24 protein-coding genes and 1 pseudogene are annotated in these 24,369 nt (G+C 68.6%); 16 read left to right on the plus strand and 9 right to left on the minus strand.

Translation table 11 applies throughout. The features are described 5' to 3' along the window. Positions 1 to 42: 42 nt before the first annotated feature. The 4 genes from AX721_RS21020 to AX721_RS21035 all read right to left on the minus strand — a co-directional run bounded on the left by AX721_RS21020 (position 43) and on the right by AX721_RS21035 (position 4,184). Positions 43 to 2,448: a VirB4 family type IV secretion/conjugal transfer ATPase gene (locus tag AX721_RS21020; RefSeq protein WP_068877929.1), complete on the minus strand. Its 2,406-nt coding sequence runs from the start codon at positions 2,446 to 2,448 to the stop codon at positions 43 to 45. Next, positions 2,441 to 2,779, minus strand: a complete 339-nt coding sequence (locus AX721_RS21025; RefSeq protein WP_068877930.1) for a type IV secretion system protein VirB3 — start codon at positions 2,777 to 2,779, stop codon at positions 2,441 to 2,443. The genes AX721_RS21020 and AX721_RS21025 overlap by 8 nt, the downstream gene beginning before the upstream one ends. Positions 2,780 to 2,843: 64 nt before the next feature. Continuing rightward, entirely contained in the window at positions 2,844 to 3,179 is a 336-nt protein-coding gene (locus AX721_RS21030) for a TrbC/VirB2 family protein (RefSeq protein ID WP_231733231.1), read from the minus strand. 363 nt (positions 3,180 to 3,542) lie between these two features. Then, positions 3,543 to 4,184: a lytic transglycosylase domain-containing protein gene (locus AX721_RS21035; protein ID WP_068877931.1), complete on the minus strand. Its 642-nt coding sequence runs from the start codon at positions 4,182 to 4,184 to the stop codon at positions 3,543 to 3,545. Between the two features lie 531 nt (positions 4,185 to 4,715). On the opposite strand from AX721_RS21035, the gene AX721_RS21040 reads away from it, so the two are divergent. The 11 genes from AX721_RS21040 (at position 4,716) to chrA (ending at position 17,387) form a co-directional block, all read left to right on the plus strand. Further along, positions 4,716 to 5,198, plus strand: coding sequence for a thermonuclease family protein (locus tag AX721_RS21040; RefSeq protein ID WP_231754748.1), 483 nt, complete (start codon positions 4,716 to 4,718; stop codon positions 5,196 to 5,198). A 410-nt stretch (positions 5,199 to 5,608) separates the two neighbouring features. Beyond that, positions 5,609 to 6,058, plus strand: a complete 450-nt coding sequence (locus AX721_RS21045) for a hypothetical protein (protein ID WP_068877933.1) — start codon at positions 5,609 to 5,611, stop codon at positions 6,056 to 6,058. A 59-nt stretch (positions 6,059 to 6,117) separates the two neighbouring features. Then, the gene (locus AX721_RS21050) at positions 6,118 to 7,413 is read left to right on the plus strand and encodes a TolC family protein (protein WP_068877934.1); all 1,296 of its coding nucleotides are present in this window, start codon (positions 6,118 to 6,120) and stop codon (positions 7,411 to 7,413) included. Continuing rightward, complete coding sequence (locus AX721_RS21055) at positions 7,413 to 8,669, plus strand: efflux RND transporter periplasmic adaptor subunit (protein ID WP_068877935.1); 1,257 nt, start codon at positions 7,413 to 7,415, stop codon at positions 8,667 to 8,669. The genes AX721_RS21050 and AX721_RS21055 overlap by 1 nt, the downstream gene beginning before the upstream one ends. Before the next feature lie 22 nt (positions 8,670 to 8,691). Continuing rightward, positions 8,692 to 11,847: an efflux RND transporter permease subunit gene (locus AX721_RS21060; protein WP_156467310.1), complete on the plus strand. Its 3,156-nt coding sequence runs from the start codon at positions 8,692 to 8,694 to the stop codon at positions 11,845 to 11,847. A 40-nt stretch (positions 11,848 to 11,887) separates the two neighbouring features. After that, the gene (locus tag AX721_RS21065; RefSeq protein ID WP_068877937.1) at positions 11,888 to 13,234 is read left to right on the plus strand and encodes an MFS transporter; all 1,347 of its coding nucleotides are present in this window, start codon (positions 11,888 to 11,890) and stop codon (positions 13,232 to 13,234) included. Positions 13,235 to 13,238: 4 nt separating this feature from the next. Next, positions 13,239 to 13,958: a HupE/UreJ family protein gene (locus AX721_RS21070; RefSeq protein WP_068877938.1), complete on the plus strand. Its 720-nt coding sequence runs from the start codon at positions 13,239 to 13,241 to the stop codon at positions 13,956 to 13,958. A gap of 12 nt (positions 13,959 to 13,970) precedes the next feature. Beyond that, positions 13,971 to 14,597, plus strand: coding sequence for a transmembrane anchor protein (locus tag AX721_RS21075; RefSeq protein ID WP_068877939.1), 627 nt, complete (start codon positions 13,971 to 13,973; stop codon positions 14,595 to 14,597). A gap of 173 nt (positions 14,598 to 14,770) precedes the next feature. Beyond that, positions 14,771 to 15,280, plus strand: coding sequence for a chromate resistance protein ChrB domain-containing protein (locus AX721_RS21080; protein WP_068877940.1), 510 nt, complete (start codon positions 14,771 to 14,773; stop codon positions 15,278 to 15,280). Positions 15,281 to 15,291: 11 nt separating this feature from the next. Next, positions 15,292 to 15,990, plus strand: coding sequence for a superoxide dismutase (locus AX721_RS21085; RefSeq protein WP_082765411.1), 699 nt, complete (start codon positions 15,292 to 15,294; stop codon positions 15,988 to 15,990). Next, entirely contained in the window at positions 15,987 to 17,387 is a 1,401-nt protein-coding gene (gene chrA, locus AX721_RS21090; RefSeq protein ID WP_068877941.1) for a chromate efflux transporter, read from the plus strand. The genes AX721_RS21085 and chrA overlap by 4 nt, the downstream gene beginning before the upstream one ends. 124 nt (positions 17,388 to 17,511) lie before the next feature. Here chrA and arsC read toward each other — a convergent pair whose 3' ends face one another. The 4 genes from arsC to AX721_RS21110 are packed head-to-tail and all read right to left on the minus strand — an operon-like array spanning position 17,512 to position 19,922. Next, positions 17,512 to 17,922: an arsenate reductase (glutaredoxin) gene (arsC, locus tag AX721_RS21095; RefSeq protein ID WP_068877942.1), complete on the minus strand. Its 411-nt coding sequence runs from the start codon at positions 17,920 to 17,922 to the stop codon at positions 17,512 to 17,514. Positions 17,923 to 17,927: 5 nt separating this feature from the next. Beyond that, the gene (gene arsB, locus AX721_RS21100; protein ID WP_197422666.1) at positions 17,928 to 19,043 is read right to left on the minus strand and encodes an ACR3 family arsenite efflux transporter; all 1,116 of its coding nucleotides are present in this window, start codon (positions 19,041 to 19,043) and stop codon (positions 17,928 to 17,930) included. Next, positions 19,040 to 19,558 carry an arsenate reductase ArsC gene (locus tag AX721_RS21105; RefSeq protein ID WP_068877943.1) on the minus strand — a complete coding sequence of 173 codons (519 nt, stop codon included), beginning with the start codon at positions 19,556 to 19,558 and terminating at the stop codon, positions 19,040 to 19,042. Before AX721_RS21105 ends, arsB begins: the two co-directional genes overlap by 4 nt. A 10-nt stretch (positions 19,559 to 19,568) precedes the next feature. Then, positions 19,569 to 19,922 (minus strand): helix-turn-helix transcriptional regulator, encoded by a 354-nt coding sequence (locus AX721_RS21110; RefSeq protein WP_068877944.1) that lies wholly within the window; start codon positions 19,920 to 19,922, stop codon positions 19,569 to 19,571. 61 nt (positions 19,923 to 19,983) lie between these two features. Between AX721_RS21110 and arsH the strand changes: the two genes are divergently transcribed. The 5 genes and pseudogenes from arsH (at position 19,984) to AX721_RS21130 (ending at position 23,171) form a co-directional block, all read left to right on the plus strand. Continuing rightward, positions 19,984 to 20,724, plus strand: a complete 741-nt coding sequence (gene arsH / locus AX721_RS21115; protein ID WP_068877945.1) for an arsenical resistance protein ArsH — start codon at positions 19,984 to 19,986, stop codon at positions 20,722 to 20,724. Positions 20,725 to 20,837: 113 nt separating this feature from the next. Next, a pseudogene (locus AX721_RS28455) lies at positions 20,838 to 21,233 on the plus strand (recombinase family protein); the annotation flags it as partial. Between the two features lie 9 nt (positions 21,234 to 21,242). After that, positions 21,243 to 21,422 carry a helix-turn-helix domain-containing protein gene (locus AX721_RS28460; protein WP_255355310.1) on the plus strand — a complete coding sequence of 60 codons (180 nt, stop codon included), beginning with the start codon at positions 21,243 to 21,245 and terminating at the stop codon, positions 21,420 to 21,422. 52 nt (positions 21,423 to 21,474) lie between these two features. Continuing rightward, a complete protein-coding gene (locus AX721_RS21125) occupies positions 21,475 to 22,659 on the plus strand; it encodes an ImmA/IrrE family metallo-endopeptidase (protein WP_068877946.1) in 1,185 nt (394 codons plus the stop codon). Beyond that, on the plus strand, positions 22,659 to 23,171 hold the full coding sequence (locus AX721_RS21130) for a DUF4411 family protein (protein WP_197422667.1): 513 nt from the start codon (positions 22,659 to 22,661) through the stop codon (positions 23,169 to 23,171). Before AX721_RS21125 ends, AX721_RS21130 begins: the two co-directional genes overlap by 1 nt. Positions 23,172 to 23,201: 30 nt before the next feature. Here AX721_RS21130 and AX721_RS21135 read toward each other — a convergent pair. Further along, positions 23,202 to 24,369 (minus strand): calcium-binding protein (locus AX721_RS21135; protein ID WP_068877947.1); only part of this gene is annotated, 1,168 nt, incomplete at its 5' end.

Below are 24,369 nucleotides of genomic sequence, written 5' to 3' on the forward strand. Positions count from 1 at the left end.
CCGCCACAGCACTGGCCGCCGCCGCCCCGAGGAGTCGGGTTCTCATAGGATTCTCCGTCGCTCTTGATGGAAGATCGGCCCCCAAACGGCCGGGTCATCGCCATGCTGGGCCCGGATGCGGTCCAGCAGCTCGACGGTCTCCGCCCGGCCGGACAGGACCGCCAACTCGTCTTCGAGGCCGCCCAGATTCAGCTCGACGACCACGGAGTTGTGCCCCTGCTTGACGAGGAACATCCGCGACTCCGGGGAAAGCTCCTCCCGGATCAGCCGGAATTCCTCACGGGTGAGGCCAAAGCCCTCGACGTAGTCGCGGGCCTGGCCGTAGGGGTTCGGCAGGAAGATTTTGGTGGGGCACTGCTCCAGGATCGTGTGCGAGATCTCGGAGCGCAGGACGTCGGCCGGGCTTTGCGTGCCGAACACCATGAAGGCGTTCTTCTTCCGATAGGTCTTGAGCCCGTCCTGGGCGAGACCGCGGAAGCTCTCGTCGCCCAGCGCCTTCCAGAACTCGTCGATGTCGACGACGAGCCGACGTCCGTCCACCAGGGCTTCGAGGCGGTGGAAGAGGTACATCATGATCGGCGTGCGGACCTCGGCGTTGTCGAGGAAATCTGACATGTCGAAGCCGAGCAGGCGCCCATCGAGCGTGATCTGGTCGGCGTCGTTGTCGAGGACCCAGCCAAGAGCGCCGGCGCGGGTCCACTTCTCCAGGCGGGCCCCAATCCCTTCGGCGTCGCGCTGGCCTGGGAGCTGGCGCAGCGCGAGCAGCGACCTGTGGCGGGGCTCCATCGGCTGCAGGGCGGCGATGCCGTCGGCGATCAGCCGCTCCTCCTGCACGCTCAGCGGCCGATCGTGCGGGGTGACGAGCTTGCGGACCAGCTGCGACAGGAAGACGAGGTTGGCAGGATTGTATTCGAGCGCCTTGAACGGGGCGAAGCCCGTGGGCGCCCCGTTCTTCAGCGTCAGGTAGGCTCCGCCGGACGCACGGATGAAGATCTCGGCGCCGCGGTCCTTATCGATGAAGACCTGCTGCACGCCGAACTTCTCGAGCTGGGCGAGCATGAAGTTCTGGACGACGGTCTTACCCGACCCAGACGGGCCGCAGATGAAGGTGTGGCCGAGGTCGCCGGCGTGGAAGTTGAAATAGAACGGCGAGAGGGCCGAGGTCCGCAGGAGCGCGACCGCCGGACCCCAATGGTTCCCGCTCGACCGGCCTGACGGAAAGGTGTGGAACGGCGCCAGCGCCGCGAAATTGCGCGAGTTGATCGCCGCTGGACGGCTGCGCTTGGCGAAGTTGCCGGGAAACTGGGCCCAGAAGGCCGCCTCCAGCGCCAGGTCCTCGCGCGCCACGACGAGGCCGGAGTCGGCCAGGGTGGCGCGCGCGGCCGACATGTTGTCGGCCAGCTCCTTGGTGCTGGCGCCGTAGACCAGCATCGAGAACTGGTGCTCGCCCATGACGAAGCGGTTGCTCACCAGGTCGTCTATGGCGTCGTTGAGGCCGTCGACCTGGGAGTGCGCGCGGTCGTTGGCCTTGATGAGCTGGTTCTGCTTGCGCTCCATGATCGCGCGCGCCGAGGCCTTCGACAGGAAGGCGAACGACTGGGTCGCAACGAACGGGTACTTGGCGCGCAGAAGCCCGTCCCACAGCCCGGGCCGGGTGGCGGCCGGGTACTCCTTGACGCCGAAGATGCCGGCGAACTTCTCCTCGCCCGGTTCGCGGATCTCCAGCGCCTCGCGGCCGAAGATCACCCGGCAGGTGTAGAGCGCGTGACCGAGATGACCGCGGACGAGCGGCATGCGCTGCGGGCGACCGGTGAGGACCAGGTGCAGCAACTCCATGGGCTCGGAGAACCAAAGGCCGTTGTGCTCGTAGAGGCCCAGCGGCCGCACGCCGTACCGGGAGAGGTATTGAAGCAGGTCCCGGCCTTTGTCTTCGAGGGTGCGGATCGCGTCCTCGTCCACCTCGAGGCCCGCCTTGCTGCGGACCCGCAGGCGACTGAAGAAGGCCGCCGCGCGTTCGGCCGCGTCGCGACCCGGGTGCAGCACGAGGGTGACGTAGAGGTCGTTGGTGAAGAGCCGCGTCCCGGTGACCCGCTTGCGGTACTCGGCGTCAAGGCCGCGGGCGAAGTCGGAGCGGTACTTTCCCTCGGGATAGTCGCGATCCTCACGGCGCACGATGTGCGTCCAGATCGCCAGGCGTTCGTCGGCCAGATTGCGCCAGGCGTTGTTCAGCTTGGCGTGCCAGTCGTTGATGTCGCGCACGTCGGCGGTCTCAAAGGACGCGCCATCGAGCTTGAAGCAGATCATCAAGGCCCGGCTGTCCAGCGCGACGACATGGTCCGAGACGTGCCGCGCGTAGGGCAGGTTGCTCCCCAGCTCGGTCTCGCGCTTCAGGACGCCGGTAGGCGCGCGCGCCGTCGGGGCGACACGGAGGGCCGCGGCCTTACCCATTTGGGAAGTCCTTCTTGCTGTAGTGGCGCAGCACCTTCAGCGGCGAAGGCGAGCTTCCGCCCCACCAGCCGCGGTTGCGGGCTCGGCCCTTCGTCTCCAACCACATGAACAGCACCCGGAAGGCGTTGTGGTCGTGCTTGACGATGGCCCGGAAGATGAAGTGCAGCGCCACGCCAACGCTGAGGTAGAGCAGGCTGTGTCCGACCAGGTAGATGAAGCCGGTGACGATGACGTTCATCGCCATCGCTTCGACAGGGACGCCCAGGACCATGGCCGGCCGCGTGCAGGCCAGGAACAAGGTGTCTTCGGTGATGCGTTCGTCGTCTTCCATGACGGGGGGATCTCCACCCGCCGCACGCCAGCCCCCCCGAGCCGCGCGGCGAGACGGCGGGCCGTTAGGCCGCGCCGCCCGTCAGCAGGTTGACGATCTCCGCGGCGCCAAACACCACGACGATCCCGACGACGACGATGGCGATGCGGCGCCAGTCGAAAAGGCCGAACATGCAGGCGATCCCCAGGAGCACGACGGCGATGACGGCGAGCAGCCGGGCCGTATTGCCGGTGAGGAGGTCCAGGACGTTCTGAAGCAGCCCTTCGACGTTTTGGGCGAGGGCCGGTTCGACCAGGCCGAGGGTGAAGACGATGGTGGCGAACGCAATTGCGCCGACCCGGCGCGCGGTCGTTATCCGCGCGACCGGCGCCTGACTAGTGATGGCTTGTGAGCTCATCATGGGGGGGAGGCTCCTGCTTCTCAGTTTCGAGAATTATCGGGCCGTAGTATTTGTACGCATCCCGACAATGGGCGACCGCGGCGGCTAAGTGTTTGTACCGCTTTGGTTTCGTAGAGCCGTAGACGGAGACGAGGTATTCTCCGCTCTTCCAGCTCAACGTGACGTACATTGTCCATGTACTGTCGGTCGCCTCGACGATCCGCACGCCAACGACCCTGCCGCTTCTTGGCCGCAGGCTCGTCAGCATTCGCTCCCGGATCGTCGCCTCGGGCATACGCCACACCCCATGCTCACAAGGGATCCAGCATATGTCGCGTCGGCGGCCGTGGTCACGTTTGACGTCATGGAAGGCGAGCATCTCGGTCACCTTCCGAACACCAGGACGGGCGAGGCCTTCGTGCGGCCGAACACGTCCCACGTGGGCGGTTCGGGCTCGGCCAAAGGCACCTGCACGGAAAGGTTCTCCGCGGCGATCTCCTGGGCGAGCTGCGCAGGCGTCGGGGCGGGAGGAGGGGCGGGTTTGCCACCCCCGAGGGCCGGCACGACCCGGCTGGCGGCGGCCTCGACCTTGGCCACGTAGCCGTTGGCGAAGCCGCGGCGATGGTCTCCGGTGTTGTAGGCGGAAAAGGCCATCCGAAGCGCCTGCTGCTGAGGCGCCAGGCGGGCCGCGCTGAGATAGCCGGCTTCGAGGACCCTGGCCGCGCCGGCCAGGTTGCGGCACGGATCGAAGGCGTCGGCGACACTCATGCCGAGCCAATCAAGGTTCTTGCTGTTGATCTGCCCGAGGCCGAGATCGACGCTGCGGCCCTGGCGGATCAGCGCGTCAGCCGTGCGGATCGCTTCTTCGGCCGTGCGCGCCGGCGCCGGGTCGGCCGCGCCATTCACGTTGATGGCAAGCGGGTTATTGTGGCTCTCCACCTGAACGATGGACAGCATGGTCTCGGGGGCGACGGACGGAGCACACCGCTGGGCGAGCGCCAGGACTGCGGCGAACTCCAAGACCATCAGCCGGCGCTCCTCGTCACATGAGCGAGCGTTCCAGGCGCACAGCGTAGGCGCTTGCCTAACAAGGCTTCGGAACGCGTGACGCTCCTCTTGCACTGCAATCTCGACGCGAGCGCCATCATTCGTCGCGCAGCGCCAGCCGCGCGCCCTAAGCCGGTAATTGTCCGGAAAATGTCGTATTTCCTGACAAATCCGACAGTAAGCCCGTCGCGATTCGCTGATCAAGTGCTATTTTTGGGGGAGTCGGCTGAAAGCCTGGTGCAACCCTGCGGCGCACCGAACTTGAAGGCAAGCGGAGCCATTGTGTTTTTTGAGCGGAGTCCCGGATTGGAACATCGCAGCAACACGAATTCGGCGGGGGACCCCTCGACCGACTCGCAGCTTTGGGCCATCGTGGCCGCGTGGAGGCATCCACACGTCCACCGGCCCGCACTTGGAGAGCCCCTGTGAGCCGCGTCGGTGGGCTGCATCTGCCTCGAAGGGTGGGGTGCAGACCCAATGATGCGGTTCCTGAGATTGCCGCGACCCCGCGTGACGCTGAACACCGGTCTTTTCCTGGCGTTCGGCGCCGTGGCGCTCGGCTTGGCCGGTCCCCGCGTCGTCGGCGGGCTTAGGGACCAGGCCCCGCCACTTCCAGCCCTTCGACCGGTCGCCGGCCCGGTCACCCGTGTGGTTGACGGCGACACCTTCTGGATCGGCAAAGACAAGATCCGGCTATGGGGGATCGACGCGCCGGAAGCCTCGACGCCGAATGGCCCGGTGGCGACCCGCTACTTGGTCGCCGTGGTCGCCGACCATCCTCTGACCTGCCGCCAGGCGGGGCCGCCCTCGCACGATCGGATAGTGGCGCGCTGCCTCGACCCCTGGGGCCGCGATATTGCCGAGATCATGGTGGGCGCCGGCTGGGCGCTCGACTGGCCGGCATTCTCCCGCGGCCACTACCGGCTCGCGCAGGAACGCGCTGCGGCGGTTCGCGCTGGCGCTCACGCGCAGGATGCGCCTCTCTGGCGCTGAAGTTCTCCTCGCCGGCCTTTGCAGGCCTGTCCCGCAAAGGGACTAGGCTCGCGCCAATGAGCGGGTGAGCTCCGCAAGGGAGGTCGGCGCGCCCGCAGCGAAACGAGGCACGGACCCTTGCGGCGCAAGGGCGCAGCCCTCGCCAATTCGTCAACCTCGGCCCTTTACGCCCTCAGTCTTTGTTGCGTCCTGGTCTGCGCGCCTTTGGTCCAGGCCGATGCGCTCATCAATCAGTCGTCGGAGGGCGCTACGACAGCCACAGAGTGGGTTCAACCGACAGGAACTAGCCATTGTCGCCAATCGCGCGCCCTGTTTGGGAACGTCGCTCACCGACGTTCTGCAGTTGAACCGAATCTTGCGGTGTCGTTGCTGCCTGCTTACAACTGCGCCATTGGGAGTCTGCCGCCTCAGTGTTCAACCGCCGCAAGCCTCGGCTGCGATCGTTCCTCGCCATGTGCTGCCTGGCGTTGATGGCGGTGCTGACTCATCAGGGCGCCGTGGCCAGCGTCGATCGGGTCCAGCACGCGCTGGGCGTCGAACACGCGCCCAACGCCTTGGCCGGGGCGGTGTCCTTCGACCACGAGCATGACCACGGCGCCGACCATCAAGGCGATCACCACGCCGCAGCGGCTGACGACGACGATCATCGCCAACCGGACAGCGGCGACCAGGGCCCCGACGACGGAGTCCGCAGCCACCAACACGCGGGCGAGGCCTCGCAGTTCGCGGCGCTCGAGTCCGAGCGGCTGCCGGCGCTGATCGTGGCCACCGGGGCCGCCCTGGACCTGCCGCTCGCCGACGGGCCAGAGTCCTGGCTGAGCGCCCGGCTCGAACGACCTCCAAAGCCGCTCTCGATCTGAACGCCTGACCGCGCGAGGCCCCGCCACGCGCGCCGTTTCATCGTGCTTCGAGAGACCTCATGCCCATCTTCCGTCCGAGTTGCGCCCTGGCGCGGCTCCTCGCCGCGCCGTTTTTGGCGGCGCTGGCGCTCGCCTTCGGACCCGGCGCCGCCCTGGCCCAGGCGCCGGCGCCGTCCCTGACACTCACCGACGCGGTGACGCGCGCGCTGGCCGTCGATCCCTCGACCGCCGCCGCCGAGGCGCGGGTGGAGGCGGCGCGGGCGGCCCAGCGCCAGGCCGGCTTGCGGCCCAACCCGGCGCTGGGCGTGGAGCTGGAGAACTTCGCAGGCTCCGGCGCCTACTCGATCCTCGACCGCACCGAAGCCACGGTGACCTACCAGCAGACCTTCGAGCGCGGGGGCAAGCGCACCGCGCGCACCGCCGTGGCGGCCGCCGAGATCGAGTTGGTGCGCCGCCGCCAGGAGGTGCGACGGCTGGACCTCATCAAGGAGGTGCAGGTCGCCTACGCGGCGGCGCTCGCCGCCGAAGCCGACCTGCTGATCGCCGAGGCCCGGCTGATCGCCGCCCAACGCTCCCAGACCGACATCGCCCGGCGGGTCCGCAGCGCCCGGGACCCCCTGTTCGCCGGCGCCCGGGCCGAGACGCTGACGGCCCAGGCCGAGATCGCCCGCGACCAAGCCCGCGACACGGCGCGCAATGCGCGGGCGGCGCTCGCCGCGTTTTGGGGCGGCAGCCCGGACTTCAGCCTCGATCTGGAGACCTCCTTCTTCCGCACGGCGTCCACCACGGCGGCGGTGCCCGCGGAGACCGCCGACCTGGCGCTGCTGGGCGCCACCCGCGACGCCGCCCTGGCGCGAGTGGAGCTGGAGCGCGCCCGCCAAGTGGCTGATCCCACCCTGCGCGCCGGCGTTCGCTACTTCGGGCAAGGCTCGGACGTCGCCCTGATCGTTGGCGGCACCATCCCGCTGCAGCGCTACGACACCAACAAGGCCGGCGTGGAGCGGGCCCTGGCCGAGCGCAACGCCGCCGAGGCCGACATCGCCGCCGCCCGGGTCCTGCAGGCCCGGGAGATCGCCCGGCTGCGGGCCAAGCTCGCGGCCTCCGCGGCCGAGTCCGAGCGGATCCGCGCCGAGGTGATCCCGTCGGCGATCAAGACCGTCGAACTGGTGCGGGACGGCTTCAACCGCGGCGGCTTCCAGTACATCGACGTCACCGAGGCCGAACGCGCCCTGGCCGACGCCCGCGCGCGGCGGGTGACGGTCTTGCGCCAACACCACACCGACCAGGCCGCCCTCGACCGGCTCACCGGCCGCTTCGCCCATCTCGCATCCACGCCTTCCGCGGAGCCCCGCTGATGCTGTCCCGTCCTTCCTGGCGCGCCGTGCCGCTCGCCCTGGCGCTGGTCGCCGGCCTTCTCACCGCCTGCAGCGAGCGCAAGGCGCCCAAGCCGGAAGCCGGCCATGCGGCCGCCGCCGCCGAGTTCGAGCGCGGTCCACATCGCGGCCGCATGCTTCGGGCCGGCGACTTCGCCATCGAGATGACCATCTTCGAGGAAGGCGTGCCGCCGGAGTTCCACGTCTACGCCTACCGCGAGGACAAGCCGCTCGACCCTCGGCAGGTGCACCTCACCGTCGAACTCACCCGGCTCGGCGGCAAGGTGGACCGTTTCAGCTTTGCGCCCCAGCAGGACTACCTGCGCGGCGCTGGCGTGGTGACCGAGCCGCACTCCTTCGACGTGAAGGTGCGCGCGGTCGAGGGCGGCCGCACCCACCAGTGGGCCTACGCCTCCTACGAGGGCCGCACCACGATCAGCGCCGAGGCCGCCCAGGCCGGCGGCGTAAAGACGGAGCGGGCCGGCGGCGCCATCGTCGGCGAACTGCTCGACCTCTCCGGTCGCGTCGAGGTGACGCCGGAAGGGCAGGGGGAGGTTCGCGCCTGGTATCCCGGGCGGATCATGGCCATGACCGGCAACCTCGGCCAGCAGGTGCGCCGCGGCCAGCTGCTGGCGCGGGTGGAGTCTAGCAACAGCCTGCAGATCTATTCCATCCCCGCACCGCTCAGCGGCGTGATCGTCAAGAAGAACGCCAACGTCGGCGACGTGGCCTACGACCAGCCGCTCTACGTGATCGCCGACCCGACCAAGCTGCACGCCGAGTTCTTCGTCTATCCGCGCGACGCCGAGCGCATCCGCGCCGGCCAGCGGGTGGAGCTTCGCAGCCTCTCGGGCGACGGACGCGCGACGAGCCGCATCGAGACGGTGCTGCCGACCGCCGACCTCGCCAGCCAGACCCTGATCGCCCACGTGGAGATCCCGCCGAGCCTGGCCGGCAGCTTCCGGCCCGGCATGGGCGTGGAAGGCTCGGTGCAGGTCGCCGCCAAGTCCGTGCCGCTGGCGGTCCGCACCAAGGCGCTGCAGCGCTTCCGTGACTTCACTGTGGTCTTCGCCAAGGTCGGGAACACCTACGAAGTGCGGATGCTGGAACTCGGCGCTCAGACGCCCGAGTGGACCGAGGTGCTGGGCGGGCTGGAGCCCGGGACCGAGTACGTCACCGACGGCGCCTTCCTGATCCGCGCCGACATCGAGAAGTCGGGGGCCAGCCATGACCACTGACGCAGGCGCGCAGCGCCCGCCGCTGCTCGAGCGGATCATCGCGCTCTCCATCCACTACCGCTGGGCGGTGCTGGCCATGGCGCTGCTGAGCGTGGCCATCGGCGTCTGGAGCTTCCAGCGCCTGCCGATCGACGCCACGCCGGACATCACCAACGTCCAGGTGCAGATCAACACAGAGGCGCCGGGCTTCTCGCCCCTGGAGGCCGAGCAGCGGATCACCTTCCCCGTGGAGACTGCGATCGCGGGGCTTCCCGGGCTCGAATACACCCGCTCGGTCTCGCGCTACGGCCTGAGCCAGGTGACCGTGGTCTTCAAGGACGGCACGGACATCTACTTCGCCCGCCAACTGGTGAACGAGCGCCTTCAGAGCGCGCGCAGCCAACTGCCGCCCGGGCTCACGCCGGAGATGGGGCCCATCGCCACGGGGCTTGGCGAGATCTTCATGTACACAGTGGAGGCCAAGCCCGGCGCCCGGCGTCCCGACGGCAAAGCCTATACGCCGGAAGACCTGCGCACCTTGCAGGACTGGGTGATCCGGCCGCAGCTGCGCAACACGCCCGGCGTCACCGAGGTCAACACCATCGGCGGCTTCGAGCGGCAATACCACGTCACCCCCTTGCCCGAGCGGCTCTCGGCCTATGGCCTGACCTTGAGCGACGTGGTCTCCGCCCTGGAACGCAACAACGCTAACGTGGGCGCGGGCTACGTCGAACGCTTTGGCGAACAGTACCTGGTGCGCGTGCCGGGGCAGGCCAGCGGCTTGGCCGACCTCGGCGGAGTCATTGTCGCCAACCGCAGCGGGGCCCCGATCCGGGTGGCGGATGTCGCCGACCTCGGCATGGGCGAGGAGCTGCGCACGGGCGCGGCCACCGAGAACGGTCAGGAGGTGGTGCTGGGCACCGTCTTCATGCTGGTGGGCGAGAACAGCCGCACCGTGGCGCGGGCGGCGGCCGAGCGGCTGGAGGAGGCCGCCAAGGCGCTGCCGCCCGGTGTCATCGCCGAGCCGATCTACGACCGCACCGACCTGGTGGAGCGGACCATCCAAACGGTGGCGACCAACCTCCTGGAAGGCGCGCTGCTGGTCATCGTGGTGCTCTTTCTGCTGCTCGGCAACATTCGGGCCGCCCTGATCACCGCGGCCATCATCCCGCTTTCCATGCTGCTGACCATCACCGGCATGGTGCAGGGCCGGGTCTCCGGCAACCTGATGAGCCTGGGCGCCCTGGACTTCGGCCTGATCGTCGACGGCGCGGTGATCATCGTGGAGAACTGCCTGCGGCGCTTCGGCGAGGCCCAGCACCGGCTGGGCCGGCTGCTGACCCGCGACGAGCGCTTTGACCTCACCGCCCAGGCCACCGGCGAGGTGATCCGGCCGTCGCTGTTCGGGGTGCTGATCATCACCCTGGTCTATGTGCCGATCTTCGCCCTCACCGGTGTCGAGGGGAAGATGTTCCACCCCATGGCCATCACCGTGGTCATGGCCCTGACCGCGGCGCTGATCCTCTCGCTGACCTTCGTGCCGGCGGCGGTGGCGCTGTTCGTCACCGGCAAGGTGGAGGAGGGCGACAGCCGGGTGATGCGGGGCGCGCGACGGCTCTACGCCCCGGCGCTGGAGACCGCGCTTCGACTGCGCACCGCCTTCGTGGCGGGCGCGGCCATCCTGGTGCTGCTGGCCGGCTTCGCCGCCAGCCGCATGGGCTCGGAGTTCGTGCCGAACCTCGACGAGGGCGACATCGCCATGCACGCCCTGCGGATTCCCGGCACCAGCCTCAGCCAAGCTATAGCGATGCAAAGTTCGCTTGAGGCGCGGATCAAGTCCTTGCCCGAGGTTGAACGTGTCGTCTCCAAGATGGGCACCGCCGAGGTCGCCACCGACCCCATGCCACCGTCGGTGGCCGACACCTTCATCATGCTGAAGGACCGCAAGGACTGGCCCAGCCCGCGCAAGCCGCGCGCCCAGCTGCTCGCCGAGCTGCAGGCGACCGTGGCCCAGATTCCGGGCAACAACTACGAGTTCACCCAGCCGATCCAGATGCGGTTCAACGAGCTGCTATCCGGCGTGCGCGCCGATGTGGCCGTGAAGGTGTTCGGCGACGACCTCGACCAGCTGCTGGCGATCGGCCAGCAGCTGGAGACCGTCGTCTCCGGCGTCGATGGCGCCCAGGACGTCGGCGTCGAGCAGGTCACCGGCCTGCCGGTGCTGCAGATCACGCCCGACCGGGCCGCGCTCGCACGCCTGGGCCTCAACGTGCAGGACGTCCAGGAGGTGGTCGCCACCTCCCTCGGCGGAACGGTGGCGGGCCAGGTCTTCGAGGGTGATCGCCGCTTCGACGTGGTGGTGCGCCTGCCCGAAGCCATCCGCACCAACGTCGACGAGATCGGCCGGCTGCGGATCCCGCTGGCGGCGGGCGGGGAGGGGACGCGCGGGTTCGTGCCGCTGGCCGACGTGGCCAAGGTGGCGGTGGAGATCGGGCCCAACCAGATCAGCCGCGAGAACGGCAAGCGCCGCGTGGTGGTCACCGCCAACGTCCGTGGCCGGGACCTCGGCTCCTTCATCACGGAGGTGCAGGAGAAGGTCGGCGCCGAGGTGGAGATCCCAAGCGGCTACTGGGTCACCTACGGCGGCACCTTCGAGCAGCTGATCTCGGCGTCCAAGCGCCTGCAGCTGGTCGTGCCGGTGACGCTGCTGCTGATCCTCGGCCTGCTCTATGCGCTGTTCCGCTCCTTCAGGGACGCCGCGATCGTCTTCTCGGGCGTGCCGCTGGCGCTGACTGGCGGGGTGGCGGCCCTGCTGCTGCGCGGCCTGCCGCTCTCGATCTCGGCGGGCGTCGGCTTCATCGCGCTCTCGGGCGTCGCGGTGCTGAACGGGGTGGTGATGCTGAGCTTCATCCGCAGCCTGCGCGCCGAGGGGCGCGGTCTCGACGAGGCCATCCGGGAGGGGGCGCTCACCCGTCTGCGCCCGGTGCTGATGACCGCCCTGGTGGCGAGCCTCGGCTTCGTGCCCATGGCCTTCAACGTCGGCGCCGGGGCCGAGGTGCAACGACCGCTGGCCACCGTGGTGATCGGCGGCGTCCTGTCCTCAACGCTGCTGACGCTGCTGGTGCTGCCGGCGCTCTACCGGCTGGTGCACGGTCGGGTGCGCCGCCGCACCGAGATCGCCGCGGAGGCTCCGGCGTGACCCGCGCCGGCCCGCTGACCCCGCTCCGGAGGCGAGCGCCATGCTGAGCGTGCTTGCCGACCGCACCTACCGGCGCCTGTTCCTGGCGCAGGTGATCGCGCTCGTGGGCACGGGTCTCGCCACGGTGGCGCTCGGCCTGCTGGCCTACGATCTCGCCGGCGCGGACGCCGGCGCGATCCTGGGCACGGCGCTCGCGATCAAGATGGTCGCCTACATCGGTGTGGGACCGATCGCCAACGCCTTCGCCGACCGGCTGCCGCGCCGGGCCTTCCTGGTCTCCATGGACCTGGTGCGAGCCGGGGTGGCGCTGATGCTGCCGTTCGTGACCGAGATCTGGCAGATCTACCTCTTGATCTTCCTGCTGCAGTCGGCCTCGGCCGCCTTCACGCCCACCTTCCAGGCCGCGATTCCGGACATCCTGCCGGACGAGGCCCGCTATACCCGGGCGCTGTCGCTCTCGCGGCTCGCCTACGACATGGAAAGCCTGGTCAGCCCGATGCTGGCCGCGGCGCTGCTCAGCCTCATCAGCTTCCACTGGCTGTTCGGCGGCACCGTGCTGGGCTTCCTCGCGTCCGCCGCCTTGGTGGTCTCCGTCGTCGTCCCGCAGCCAAAGCGACAACCACAGGCCGGCGGGATCTATGCCCGGACCACCCGCGGTTCGCGCATCTACCTGAAGACACCGCGCCTGCGCGGCCTGCTGGCGCTGAACCTCGCCGCCGCCGCGGGCGGCGCGATGGTCATCGTCAACACCGTCGTCTACGTCCGCTCGCTACTGGGCCGCTCGGAGAACGATGTCGCCCTGGCGCTGGCCGCCTTCGGCGCGGGCTCGATGCTCGCGGCGCTCGCCCTGCCGCGGCTGCTCGAGCGCCTGGACGACCGCAAGGTGATGACGGGCGCAGCCCTGCTCCTGGCGGCTACCCTGCTGGCGACAGCGGCGACGAGCCTTGCGCCGGGGGGCGATCGTTGGGTCGCGCTGCTGATCCTGTGGCCGATCATGGGCGTCGGCTACTCCGCGGTGCTCACCCCGTCCGGCCGGTTGCTGCGACGCTCCGCCAGCCCCGACGACCGCAGCGCCGTCTTCGCCGCCCAGTTCGCCCTGTCCCACGCCTGCTGGCTGCTGACCTATCTGGTGGCCGGCGCCGTGGGGGCGCGGATCGGCCTGGGCTGGACCTCCATCACCCTGGCTGTGCTGGCCGCCGTCGGCGTCGTGGCGGCCCTGGTCCTCTGGCCGGCCGAGGACCCGGACGTGGTGGTCCATCGGCACGACGACCTTCCACCGGCCCACCCGCATCTCCGGGAAGGGCGATCGGCAGGCGACGACCGGGCCCACGCTCATGACTTCGTCATCGACGACCTTCACCGCCAATGGCCTTCGGCAGGGATCTGACGCCATGACATCGAGCCGTTCCACAGCACCTTGGCCCGCCTGGCGCACGCTGCGCCTGGCCATCGCAGCCCTGATCCTCAGCCTTGTCGCCGGCGCCGCCTGGGCGCATGGCGTCGCCGAGGGCGACAAGGGCTACATCCAGGAGAGCTCCGGCGTGCTGTTCGCGCCCTTCGTCTACCTGGGCGCCAAGCACATGGTGACCGGCTATGATCACCTGCTGTTCCTGGCCGGGGTGATCTTCTTCCTCTACCGGCTGAAGGACATCAGCCTCTATGTGACGATGTTCGCGGTGGGCCACTCGGTGACCCTGCTGCTGGGCGTGCTCACCGGCATCAGCGTCAACGCCTACCTGATCGACGCGATCATCGGGCTTTCGGTGGTCTACAAGGCCCTCGACAACCTCGGCGCCTTCCAGCGCTGGTTCGGCGTGCAGCCGAACGCCCAGGCGGCCACCCTCATCTTCGGGCTCTTCCACGGCTTCGGCCTGGCAACGAAGCTGCAGGACTTCGAGCTCGCCCGCGACGGGCTGATCCCGAACCTGCTGGCCTTCAACATCGGTGTCGAACTCGGTCAGATCCTGGCGCTCAGCGTCATCCTCATCGCCATGGGCTTCTGGCGACGCACGCCGAGCTTCTGGAAGCACGCCTACGCCGCCAACGTCATGCTGATGACGGCGGGCTTCGTCCTCACCGGCTATCAGCTGGTCGGCTTCTTCGTCGCCTGACGGGAGATCCTCATGTCGAACATCCACAAACCCGATCCCGCCGAACTGCCGAGCACCGGTCGACTGCTGCGCTCCACCGCCATCGCGGCCGCAGTGGCCGCGGGGCTGCTCGTCACCGTGGTCGTGCCGGCCGAATACGCCATCGACCCCACAGGGGTCGGCCGCCTCATCGGCCTGACCCAGATGGGCGAGGTGAAGGTCGCCCTCGCGGCCGAAGCGGAGGTCGAAGCCACAGCGCCGACAGTCGCACCGCCGCTTGCGGTCGCCGCCGCGCCCCCGCCGTCGGCGTCCGCCCCAATCGCGGCCGCGGCGGCTGCGCCTGCGGGCAAGGTGGAGGAGGTCACCGTCACCCTGGCGCCCAACCAGGCCGTCGAGTTCAAGGCCGAGATGCGCAAGGGCGCCACCGTCGACTACCGCTGGAGCACCGACGGGCCGAAGCTGAACTTCGACACCCACGGAGATGGGCAGGGCATCAAGTACCATGGCTACGCCAAGGGCTCGGAGGCGGTTTCCGAAGGCGAGTTGACCGCCGCCTTCGACGGCGCCCACGGCTGGTTCTGGCGCAACCGCGCCGGCAAGCCGGTGACGCTCACCCTGCGGGTCTCAGGCGACTTCGCCCGTCTGAAGCGCGTCGTCTGAGCTTCGGGTCGACGCCTTGATTTCCGTCTAGCGTCCACCTCTTCCCAAGGGGCCGCCGACGGGGTATCCGAGGGTCATCGGGCTTCCGCGGATCGCCCGGTCAGACGGGTTCGCTCGTCCAAGATCCGCTCCTTCAGGCGTCCGTCTTGCGCGGGCCCTCGGGAGCGCTTGCCTTGGACTCTGAGACCGACCGTCGCCTTTCCGAGCTTTTTCCAGGCGGCCGCCCCACCCGCTGGGTGACCCGTGAACAGCCGAAGATCGACCGCCTGGCCTGTCCGTGGCTGATCCGCCGGTTCCTCGAGCCCGAAGCGGAGATCCTCTACGTCCCGACGCCCGCCGTGTTCGAGGCGGCCGAGCGGGAAGGGGCCATCGTCTTCGACCTCCCAGGCGCGCCGTTCTCCCACGTCGGCGACCTCTGCAGCTTCGACGCCTTCCTCACGCACTTCGGGCTCGTCGACCCCGGACTTGAGAGGCTCGCCCTCATCGTGCGGGGCGCGGACACCGACCGCCACGACCTGGCGCCGGAGGCCGCCGGCCTGCACGCGGTCTCGCTGGGGCTATCGCTCACCCACTCGGATGACCAGGCTCTGCTGGCCCAAGGCCTGGTCCTCTACGACGCCCTCTACGCCTGGAGCCTCAACCCCGACCGCGAGCGCCACGCCTGGCGTCCCGCCGACCTCTGAAGGAGAGACCGATGACCGATCCCGATCGCCGCACCCTGCTGGCCGCCGCCGCCGGCCTCGCCGCCGCCGCGCCCGTCGCCGCCGCACAAACCGCTGGAGGGACGCCTGCCGCGGCGGCGGCCTTCACGCCCAAGCCGCTGGCATTCGATCCCGCCAAGGTTCCGGGCCTGTCGGAGAAGCTCATCCGCAGCCACTATGACAACAACTACGCCGGCGCCGTGAGGCGCCTGGGCGCCATCAAGACGGACTTCGCCAAGCTCGACATGGCCGCCGCGCCGACCTTCCTGGTGAACGGGCTGAAGCGCGAGGAACTGCTCGCCTGGAACTCCATGGTCCTGCACGAGGTCCACTTCGAGGGGTTCGGGGAACGGGACGCCCCCTCGGCGCCGCTGGCGCGCGCCCTCGAGCGGGATTTCGGCAGCCATGAGCGGTGGGCGGCCGAGTTCGCCGGCATGGGCAAGGCCCTGGGCGGCGGCTCGGGCTGGGTGCTGCTCACCTGGAGCGAACGCGACCAGCGGCTTGTCAACCAATGGGCCTCCGACCACACCCAGACCCTCGCCGACGGCCGCCCGCTCCTGGCGCTCGATATGTACGAGCACGCCTACCACATGGACTATGGCGCCAGGGCCGCGGCCTACGTCGACGCCTACATGAAGGCGTTCGCCTGGAAGGGCGCCAACGCCCGCTTCGCCCGGGCGAGCGCCGCATGACCACGGCCGCCGAAGTCGCGTCTCCATCCCACGGTCACGGCGTGTCCTTCGCCGAGGCGATGAAGGTCTGGGCTCGGGTCGCCGCCCTCAGCTTCGGCGGTCCCGCGGGACAGATCGCGATGATGCATCGCATCCTCGTGGAGGAGAAGCGCTGGCTCGGCGAGCGGCGGTTCCTGCATGCCTTGAACTACTGCATGCTCCTGCCGGGCCCCGAGGCGCAGCAGCTCGCCATCTACATCGGCTGGCTGATGCACGGCACCGCCGGCGGCCTGCTGGCCGGGGTGCTCTTCGTCCTGCCCGGCTTCCTGGCCATCATGGCGCTCAGCGTCCTCTATGCGCTGCTGGGCGGCGTCGGCATGGTCGCGGCCCTGTTCTTCGGCCTGAAGGCCGCCGTGCTCGCCATCGTCCTGCAGGCGGTGGTGCGCGTCGGTAGTCGCTCGCTGAAGAATGCGGTGATAATCGGCATCGCGGCCGCCGCCTTCGTGGCCATCTTCGCCTTCGACGTGCCGTTTCCCTTGATCATCCTCGCGGCGGCGCTGGTCGGCTTCATCGGCGGGCGCGCCGGCGTCCCGGCCTTCCTCGTGGGCGGCGGCCATGGCGCGGTGGTGGCCAAGGAGGTGCTCGACGCCGACAGTCTCCTCGGCGAAGGGACGCCCGCTCACGCCCGGCCGAATCTCCTCTGGTCGCTGAAGATTTCGGGGCTGCTGGCGGCGCTGTGGGCGGCGCCGGTGCTGGGGCTGGGGTTGCTGGTCGGCTGGGACAACATCTTCTCCCAGATCGCGGTCTTCTTCTCCAAGATGGCGGTGGTCACCTTCGGCGGGGCCTACGCCGTGCTGGCCTACGTCGCCCAGGAGGCGGTGGAGACCTATGGGTGGCTGCGGCCCGGCGAGATGCTCGACGGCCTCGGCATGGCCGAGACCACGCCGGGCCCGCTGATCATCGTCACCCAGTTCGTCGGCTTCATGGGCGCCTTCCGCGGCGCCGAGGGCCTGTCGCCCTTGCTGGCCGGCGTGCTTGGCGGGGTGCTCACCACCTGGGTCACCTTCACCCCCTGCTTTCTCTGGATCTTCCTGGGCGCCCCCTTCGTCGAGGCGCTCCGCGGGGCCAGGGCGCTCAACGCCGCCCTGGCCGCCATCACGGCGGCCGTGGTGGGCGTGATCCTTAACCTGGCGATCTGGTTCGGGCTGCACGTGCTCTTCCGGGAGGTGCGGGAGGTGGCCGGCTGGGGGCTTCGCATGGACGTGCCGGTGCTGTCGACGATCAACTGGGCCTCGCTCGTCCTCACCCTGGCCGCGGCGCTCGCCGTCTTCCGCTTCAAGATGGGCGTGATCCCGGTGCTGCTCGGCTGCGCCGCCGTCGGTATGGCGTTCCACCTATTAGACTTGGCTGTGGTCTGAGACCGCGTGACCGCAGCCGTCTTGGCGTGGTGTCAGGAAGAGGAAGGTCCCGAAACTCCTAAGTTCGTGCCGCGCAAACAAGTCGTCTCAGAAGGATCTCGAATGTCACTGGGTTGCGGGACTTTTAGCCGAGCGGAATGACCTCGCCATCCTCCTTTCTAAAGCTGTCGGGCTTGCGATCGAGCAAATCGAGGACAGCCTCTGAAGGCCGGCTGAGTTTCACGCCCTTCGGGGTGACGACGATCGGGCGATTCACCAGGATCGGGTGCGCCACCATGGCGTCGAGGATGGCCTCGTCGCTGGCCTCCGCACCGTGCAGCCCCAGCTCGACCGCTGGCGTGCCCTTGTCGCGCAGGATGTCGCGCGGCTTGGCGCCCATGGCCGCGAGCAGCTCCTGCAGCTGCGGCTTGGTCCATCCGGTCTGCAGGTACTCGACGACCTCGGGCTCATAGCCAGCGGCCCTTACGAGGGCGACCGTGTTGCGCGAGGTGCCGCACGCCGGATTGTGGAAGATGGTGATCGAGAAGGCGGACATGCAGGTCACCTCGTGATTGGTGAGGCGCAACGCGCCGCCACCCGTTGAACGGCCGCGCCGCGCTCGTACCAACCCTTCGACCGGTTCACGATAGCGACGATGGTCAGCATGACCGGCACTTCGATCAACACGCCGACCACGGTAGCCAGCGCCGCGCCGGAGGAGAAGCCGAACAGGCTGATGGCGGCGGCGACGGCCAACTCGAAGAAGTTGCTGGCCCCGATCAGCGCGGACGGTCCGGCGACGCAGTGGGCTTCACCCGTGGCGCGGTTGAGCAGATAGGCGACGGCCGAGTTGGCGTAGACCTGGATCAGGATCGGCACGGCCAGCATGGCGATGATCGCCGGCTGGGTGAAGATCTGCTCGCCCTGGAAGCCGAACAGCAGCACCAGGGTCGCGAGCAGGGCCGTGAGCGAGAGCGGCCCGATGCGTCCGAGGACGCGCTGAAGCTCAGCCTCGCCGCCGCGCCTGATGAACGCGCCTCGCAGAAGCTGCGCCAGGACGACGGGCACTATAATGTAGAGCCCGACCGAGAGCAGCAACGTGTCCCACGGCACGGTGATAGCCGACAGGCCCAGCAGCAGGCCGACAATCGGGGCGAACGCTACCACCATGATGGCGTCGTTGACCGCCACTTGGCTCAAGGTGAAGTGCGGCTCGCCTCGGGTCAGATTGCTCCAGACGAACACCATGGCCGTGCAGGGCGCCGCGGCAAGCAGGATGAGGCCGGCGATGTAGCTGTTGATCTCGCCGGCCGGCAGGTAAGGGCGGAACAGGTAGCCGATGAAGAAGGCGCCCAGCGCCGCCATCGAAAACGGCTTCACCGCCCAGTTGACGAACAGGGTCACGCCGATGCCTCGCCAGTGCTGGCCAACCTGGCGCATGGCGCCGAAATCGACCTTCATGAGCATCGGAATGATCATCAGCCAGATCAGCACCGCCACCGGCAGGTTCACCTTGGCGACCTCGGCGCCACCGATAGCCTGGAAAACGCTTGGGAAGAGGTGGCCCAACCCAACGCCGACGATGATGCAGAGCGCCACCCACAGGGTCAGGAAACGCTCGAAGCGGGACAGGGCCTTGGGCCCTTCGGCCAGGGCCGGCGGCTCGATCGTGGTCATTGGGTGGATTGGATCTCGTCGGCGGACTGGCCGATCTCGCGCAGCTTGGCCTGCAGGGACATGCGGTCGATGGAAGCCAGCGGCAGGTTGAGGAAGATGCGGATGCGGTTGCCCAGCATCCGCGCCGTCTCGGAGAAGGCCGCGGCGATCTCGGCCTCGGAGCCCTCGACCGCAGCCGGGTCCGGCACGCCCCAATGGGCGGTCATCGGCTGGCCCGGCCACACAGGGCAGACCTCGCCGGCGGCGTTGTCACAGACAGTGATGATGAAATCGAGCGGCGGGGCGCCCGGCTTTGCGAACTCGTCCCAGGACTTGGAGCGGAACGCCATGTCCTCGAAGCCGAGGGCACGGGTGATCGACAGGGCGTGTGGATTGACACGTCCCGTGGGCATGGAGCCCGCCGAGTAAGCCTTGAAGCGTCCTTGGCCCTCCTTGTTCATCAGCGCCTCGGCAATGACGGACCGGGCCGAGTTGCCGGTGCACAGGAAGAGGATGTTGTAGGTCTTGTCGCTCACGGGCGGCTCCTCAGGCACGCGCGCCTTCGGCCACGCAGCATTGGCTGACGATGGCGGCCAGGGGCGCGCAGATCTCCGGCGAACCGCCGCAGCAGTCCTCCATCAGAAAGGCCAACAGCTCGCGCATGGCGTCGTAGTTGGCGCTGTAGATGATTGAGCGGCCCTCTCGACGTGAGTCGATCAGGCCCGCATGGCTGAGCACATTGAGGCTCGCCGACAGGGTGTTGGGCAGCACGCCCAGGCGACGGGCCACTTCGCCGGCCGGCAGGCCCTCAGGTCCGGCCTGAACCAGGAGGCGGAAAGCGGAGAGGCGAACCTCGTGAGCGAGGGCGGACAGGCTTGCAAGGGCAGGCTTTGTTTCCATATTTCGACAATATAGGAAGTCTACGACAGTTTGAAGTCGCGTCCGACGTTCGAGGTTCCGAATGACCGAATTTCCCGCCCTGCAGCCGCAGTTCCTCGAGACGCCGAGCCTGGAGAAGCTGAACGCCATATCGACTGCGACCCACCCGCCGCGGATCCTGCTGCTCTACGGTTCGCTTCGCGAACGCTCGTACAGCCGGCTGCTGACGGAGGAGGCCGCCCGCATCCTGCAGCGCTTCGGCGCCGAGACGCGCATCTTCGATCCGCGAGACCTGCCCTTGCCCGACGCCGTGTCACCGGACCATCCTAAGGTGCAGGAGCTGCGGGCGCTTTCACAGTGGTCCGAAGGCCAGGTCTGGTGCAGCCCGGAACGCCACGGGGCGATCTCCGGGATCATGAAGGCGCAGATCGACTGGATTCCCCTGGAGATCGGCAGTGTGCGGCCGACCCAGGGCCGCACCTTGGCGGTCATGCAGGTGTCCGGAGGCTCGCAATCGTTCAATGCCGTGAACACCCTGCGCTTCCTCGGACGCTGGATGCGGATGATCACCATCCCCAACCAATCCTCGGTGGCCAAGGCCTACCAAGAGTTCGACGAAGCTGGGCGCATGAAGCCGTCCGCCTACTACGACCGCGTGGTCGACGTGATGGAGGAGCTTTACAAGTTCACCCTGTTGACGCGGGACCGCGCCGACTACCTCGTGGACCGCTACAGCGAGCGGAAAGCGGAAGGTCGAGTGCTGCGTGGAGCTGAGCTCGCAGCGGCGGCCATGGAACATGAAGCCCTAGGTCTGGTGTCCTAAAACTCCTAAGTTTCGGGACTCGGGCGGATTGCGCGCATTTCCCCGGCGCGGCCTGTCTCAAAAGTTGGTCTCGAAAGCGTTGACTATCGAGACGGGTTTTGAGACTCTCGGATATGCTGCTCGGCTATGCCCGCGTTTCGACCGATGACCAAAATCTCGCGTTGCAACGCGCAGCGCTGAAGGAGGCTGGCTGCAGGAAGATCTTCGAGGAGAAGGCGTCAGGAGCGAAGCGGGCCCGCGCGGAGCTCGATCGCCTGCTGGAGCACCTACGGGAGGGCGACGTCATCGTCGTGTCGCGTCTTGACTGATTGGCGCGCTCGACGCGGGACCTCTTGACGTTGGCCGAAGAGATCGCCGAGCGCGGCGCCGGGCTGCGCTCCCTGGCTGAGCCATGGGCTGACACCACTTCGGCGGCGGGCAAGATGGTGCTCACCGTGTTCGCCGGCATTGCGGAGTTCGAGCGGAGCTTGATCCTGCAGCGGACGGGCGCAGGGCGGACGGCCGCGCAGGCGAGGGGGGTGAGGTTTGGTCGCCCGGCCAAGATCACCGACGACCAGTGGGCCCACTATGGACCCATGCTGCGCAACGGCTCGCTCAGCGTGCCGTCGGCTGCCAAGCTGATCGGCTGCGGGCGGGCCACCCTCTATCGCCGGCTGGCCAAGGACGAGGGCGACGGCGCGGAGGCCTCGCGATGCTAAGCAGCTGGAGGAGCTTCTCGCCCCATCAACCATTCCGGGGCATGGAGACGCCATGACCCACGTGAACCCGGCCATTCTGACCTGGGCGCGTGAGACCGCCGGTCTCGCGCTGCCGGAGGCTGCGCAGAAGGTCGGGCTGCGGGACACGCGCCAAGGGCCCGGTGCACAGCGGCTCGCCGCGCTGGAGGCGGGGGAGGGGGAGGTGAGCCGGCCCACCCTGTTGAAGATGGCGCAGGTCTATCGGCGGCCGTTGATCACCTTCTACTTGGCCAAGCCGCCGCCGAAGGCCGATCGGGGCGACGACTTCCGAACGCTTCCGGACGACCAGCGCCCTGGCGCCGCAGGGGCGGTGGATGCGCTCGTGCGGGACATTCGCGCCCGCCAAGGCGTGGTGCGCGCGCTCCTGGAGGACGAGGACGCCTCGCCACTTCGTTTCGTCGCATCGCGGACCTTGAACGACGGTGTCGACGGCGTTGCCCGCGCCGTGCGGGAGGCGATCAGCTTCAGCTTGGCCGAATTCCGCGCGCAGCGCACGACCGAGCTCGCCTTCAACTATCTCAGGCGTCAGGCCGAGGCCGCAGGGGTTTTCGTTCTGCTCATCGGCAATCTGGGTTCGCACCATAGCGCGATCGACGTGGAGGCCTTCCGGGGCTTCGCCCTGGCCGACGAGATCGCGCCCTTCGTGGTGATCAACGACCAGGACGCCAAGTCGGCCTGGGCGTTCACGCTGTTGCACGAGCTTGCGCATGTGGTGCTGGGGCAGACGGGCATCAGCGGCGGGTCGATGGAGGCGCGTATGGAGCGCTTCTGCAACGATGTGGCCAGCGCCTTGCTGCTCCCGGCTGAGGAGTTCGCCGGGCTTGATGTGCGCGCCGCCGACCTTGTGGCCGTGCAGCAGCGGATCACGGAATTCTCGACGGGCCGCCACATCAGCCGGGCCCTTGTGGCCTACCGGCTTCGCCTGACGGGCACCCTGACGGAGGAGCGCTGGCGAACGGTCAGTGGAGCCTTCCGCAACGAATATCTCCGGGATCGCGACGAGCGGCGGCAGCGGGAACGAGCCGCGGAAGGCGGCCCCAACTACTATGTGGTTCGTCGGCACAAGCTCGGCGGCGCGCTGCTTCAACTGGTTCGTCGGACCTTGGATGAAGGCACGCTCACGCCCACCAAGGCCGGCAAGGTCCTTGGTGTCCGCCCGCGCAACGTAGAGCCATTGGTCGCCGGGGGCGCCAGTTAGTGCTCTATCTGCTCGACGCCAACGTCCTGATCACCGCCAACAACAACTATTACCCAATCAACCGGGTGCCGGAGTTCTGGGACTGGCTGCTGCACCAGGCGGAACAGGGGCGGGTCTGCATGCCGCTCGAGATTTTCGAGGAGGTGCGGGACGGGACGGGCGACGCGGAGAAGGACCTTCTCTACGGGTGGCTGCAGCGCGTCGAGGTGAGACGCGCACTCGTCCTCGGCGAGGTGATTGCGCCGGAGGACGTTCAGCGCGTCATCGACGATGGGTATGCCCCCGACTTGAACGACGTGGAGCTGGAGCGCGTCGGGCGAGACCCGTTCTTGATCGCCTACACGCAGCGCGCGCCTCAAGAGCGCTGCGTCGTCAGCAATGAGACCTCAAGCCCGAACCGCCAAAGGGCGAACCGGAAGGTTCCCGATGTCTGCCGTGCGCTCGGGACTGCGAGTTGCAGCACCTTCGCGCTGCTGCGGACTCTCGACTTCACGACGGGCTGGCGGCGATAGCCGCTTGGCCCTTGCCGAGCGGCCGTTCGCTCAGAAAATCCAATCGGAGCCGGCGTCGCTGATCCCGGCGACAAAGCCCGGCTCATCGATGAACATGAAGTCGCTCTGGCGTAGGTCCGCCCTGAAGACGCCCTGCAGCAGGACCCCGCCCTCGGGATCGGCGTCTCGGTCCGTGTTCCAGGACACGAAAGCGCCCTCAGCCCGATCGACGACCGTCACCTGATCTGGCCGGATGTCCCGCAGAGCCAAGTGATCGAAGGCGCCCTGCGCTTCACCGCGAACCTCCATGTCCGTGATGACGTCGAAGCCGCTGTCCGGATCGACGATGAAGGCGTCCGCGCCGGTCCCGCCGGTGATGGTGTCATTGCCCATCCCGCCTTCGATCATGTCGTGGCCAGCGCCCGCGTCGATCGAGTCGGCGCCCTCCATGCCCATGACGTCGTCGACCATGGCGCCGCCGATCAGGGTGTCGGCGCCCATGCCGCCGTCGAGCCGGTCCATGCCGTCGCCGCCTTCGAGCCGGTCGTCGCCGGCGTCGCCCTGCAGGACGTCGTCGCCGCCCAAGCCAACCAAGGTGTCTGACCCGTCTCTACCGAAGATGTTGTCAACGCTCGCGCCCCCGGTCAAGCCGTCGCCTTCGCGCTCGCCGACGATCACCTGGTAGGCCTCGTCACCGGTGAAGGCGAGGGTTACGTCCCCGTCGCGCAGCGCCGCGTCCGCCGCTTGGTCGAACCGCTCGCCGGGAAGATCGCGATGACCGAAGGTCGGGCCTTCGATGCTTGGGCTCGGGCGCTCGGCAGTGGGGCCCGTCGCATCGCGCGACGCCGGCGGCAGGTCGGGCGTCTCGGCGAACATGAAATCGTCCTGGGCCAGCTGCGACTTCGCCACGCCTTCCAGCAGCACCGAACCGCCTGCCCAGCTGACGCGGACGCCGGCGGTCGTATCTTCGAAACTCAGCTCCTCCCAACGCAGATCGCGCAGCGCCAGGTGGTCGAACATGCCTGGGCCGGCCGTGAAGTCGCGGATGACGTCGTTTCCGCTGGTTGGATCCACGGCGAAGGCGTCCGGGCCCAACCCGCCAACCAAGGTGTCATCCCCCATACCGCCTTCCACATCGCCGTGACCGGCGCCCTCGTCGAGATAGTCGGCCCCGGCGCCGCCCATCAGGGCGTCGGCGTCCTCGCCGCCGTAGAGGCGG

Origin of the sequence: Phenylobacterium sp. CCH9-H3 (assembly GCF_001557235.1) — a bacterium.
Classification (GTDB): Bacteria; Pseudomonadota; Alphaproteobacteria; order Caulobacterales; family Caulobacteraceae; genus Phenylobacterium.

Bases quoted from the DNA above. Each gene is read 5' to 3' on its own strand.
- arsC (WP_068877942.1), bottom strand. From the start codon at position 17,922: ATGTCCGCCTTCTCGATCACCATCTTCCACAATCCGGCGTGCGGCACC.
- AX721_RS21085 (WP_082765411.1), top strand. From the start codon at position 15,292: ATGACCGATCCCGATCGCCGCACCCTGCTGGCCGCCGCCGCCGGCCTC.
- AX721_RS21055 (WP_068877935.1), top strand. From the start codon at position 7,413: ATGCTGTCCCGTCCTTCCTGGCGCGCCGTGCCGCTCGCCCTGGCGCTG.
- AX721_RS21125 (WP_068877946.1), top strand. From the start codon at position 21,475: ATGACCCACGTGAACCCGGCCATTCTGACCTGGGCGCGTGAGACCGCC.
- arsB (WP_197422666.1), bottom strand. From the start codon at position 19,043: ATGACCACGATCGAGCCGCCGGCCCTGGCCGAAGGGCCCAAGGCCCTG.
- AX721_RS21075 (WP_068877939.1), top strand. From the start codon at position 13,971: ATGTCGAACATCCACAAACCCGATCCCGCCGAACTGCCGAGCACCGGT.
- AX721_RS21065 (WP_068877937.1), top strand. From the start codon at position 11,888: ATGCTGAGCGTGCTTGCCGACCGCACCTACCGGCGCCTGTTCCTGGCG.
- AX721_RS21050 (WP_068877934.1), top strand. From the start codon at position 6,118: ATGCCCATCTTCCGTCCGAGTTGCGCCCTGGCGCGGCTCCTCGCCGCG.
- AX721_RS21110 (WP_068877944.1), bottom strand. From the start codon at position 19,922: ATGGAAACAAAGCCTGCCCTTGCAAGCCTGTCCGCCCTCGCTCACGAG.
- arsH (WP_068877945.1), top strand. From the start codon at position 19,984: ATGACCGAATTTCCCGCCCTGCAGCCGCAGTTCCTCGAGACGCCGAGC.
- chrA (WP_068877941.1), top strand. From the start codon at position 15,987: ATGACCACGGCCGCCGAAGTCGCGTCTCCATCCCACGGTCACGGCGTG.
- AX721_RS21035 (WP_068877931.1), bottom strand. From the start codon at position 4,184: ATGGTCTTGGAGTTCGCCGCAGTCCTGGCGCTCGCCCAGCGGTGTGCT.
- AX721_RS21025 (WP_068877930.1), bottom strand. From the start codon at position 2,779: ATGGAAGACGACGAACGCATCACCGAAGACACCTTGTTCCTGGCCTGC.
- AX721_RS21070 (WP_068877938.1), top strand. From the start codon at position 13,239: ATGACATCGAGCCGTTCCACAGCACCTTGGCCCGCCTGGCGCACGCTG.
- AX721_RS21020 (WP_068877929.1), bottom strand. From the start codon at position 2,448: ATGGGTAAGGCCGCGGCCCTCCGTGTCGCCCCGACGGCGCGCGCGCCT.
- AX721_RS21030 (WP_231733231.1), bottom strand. From the start codon at position 3,179: ATGATGAGCTCACAAGCCATCACTAGTCAGGCGCCGGTCGCGCGGATA.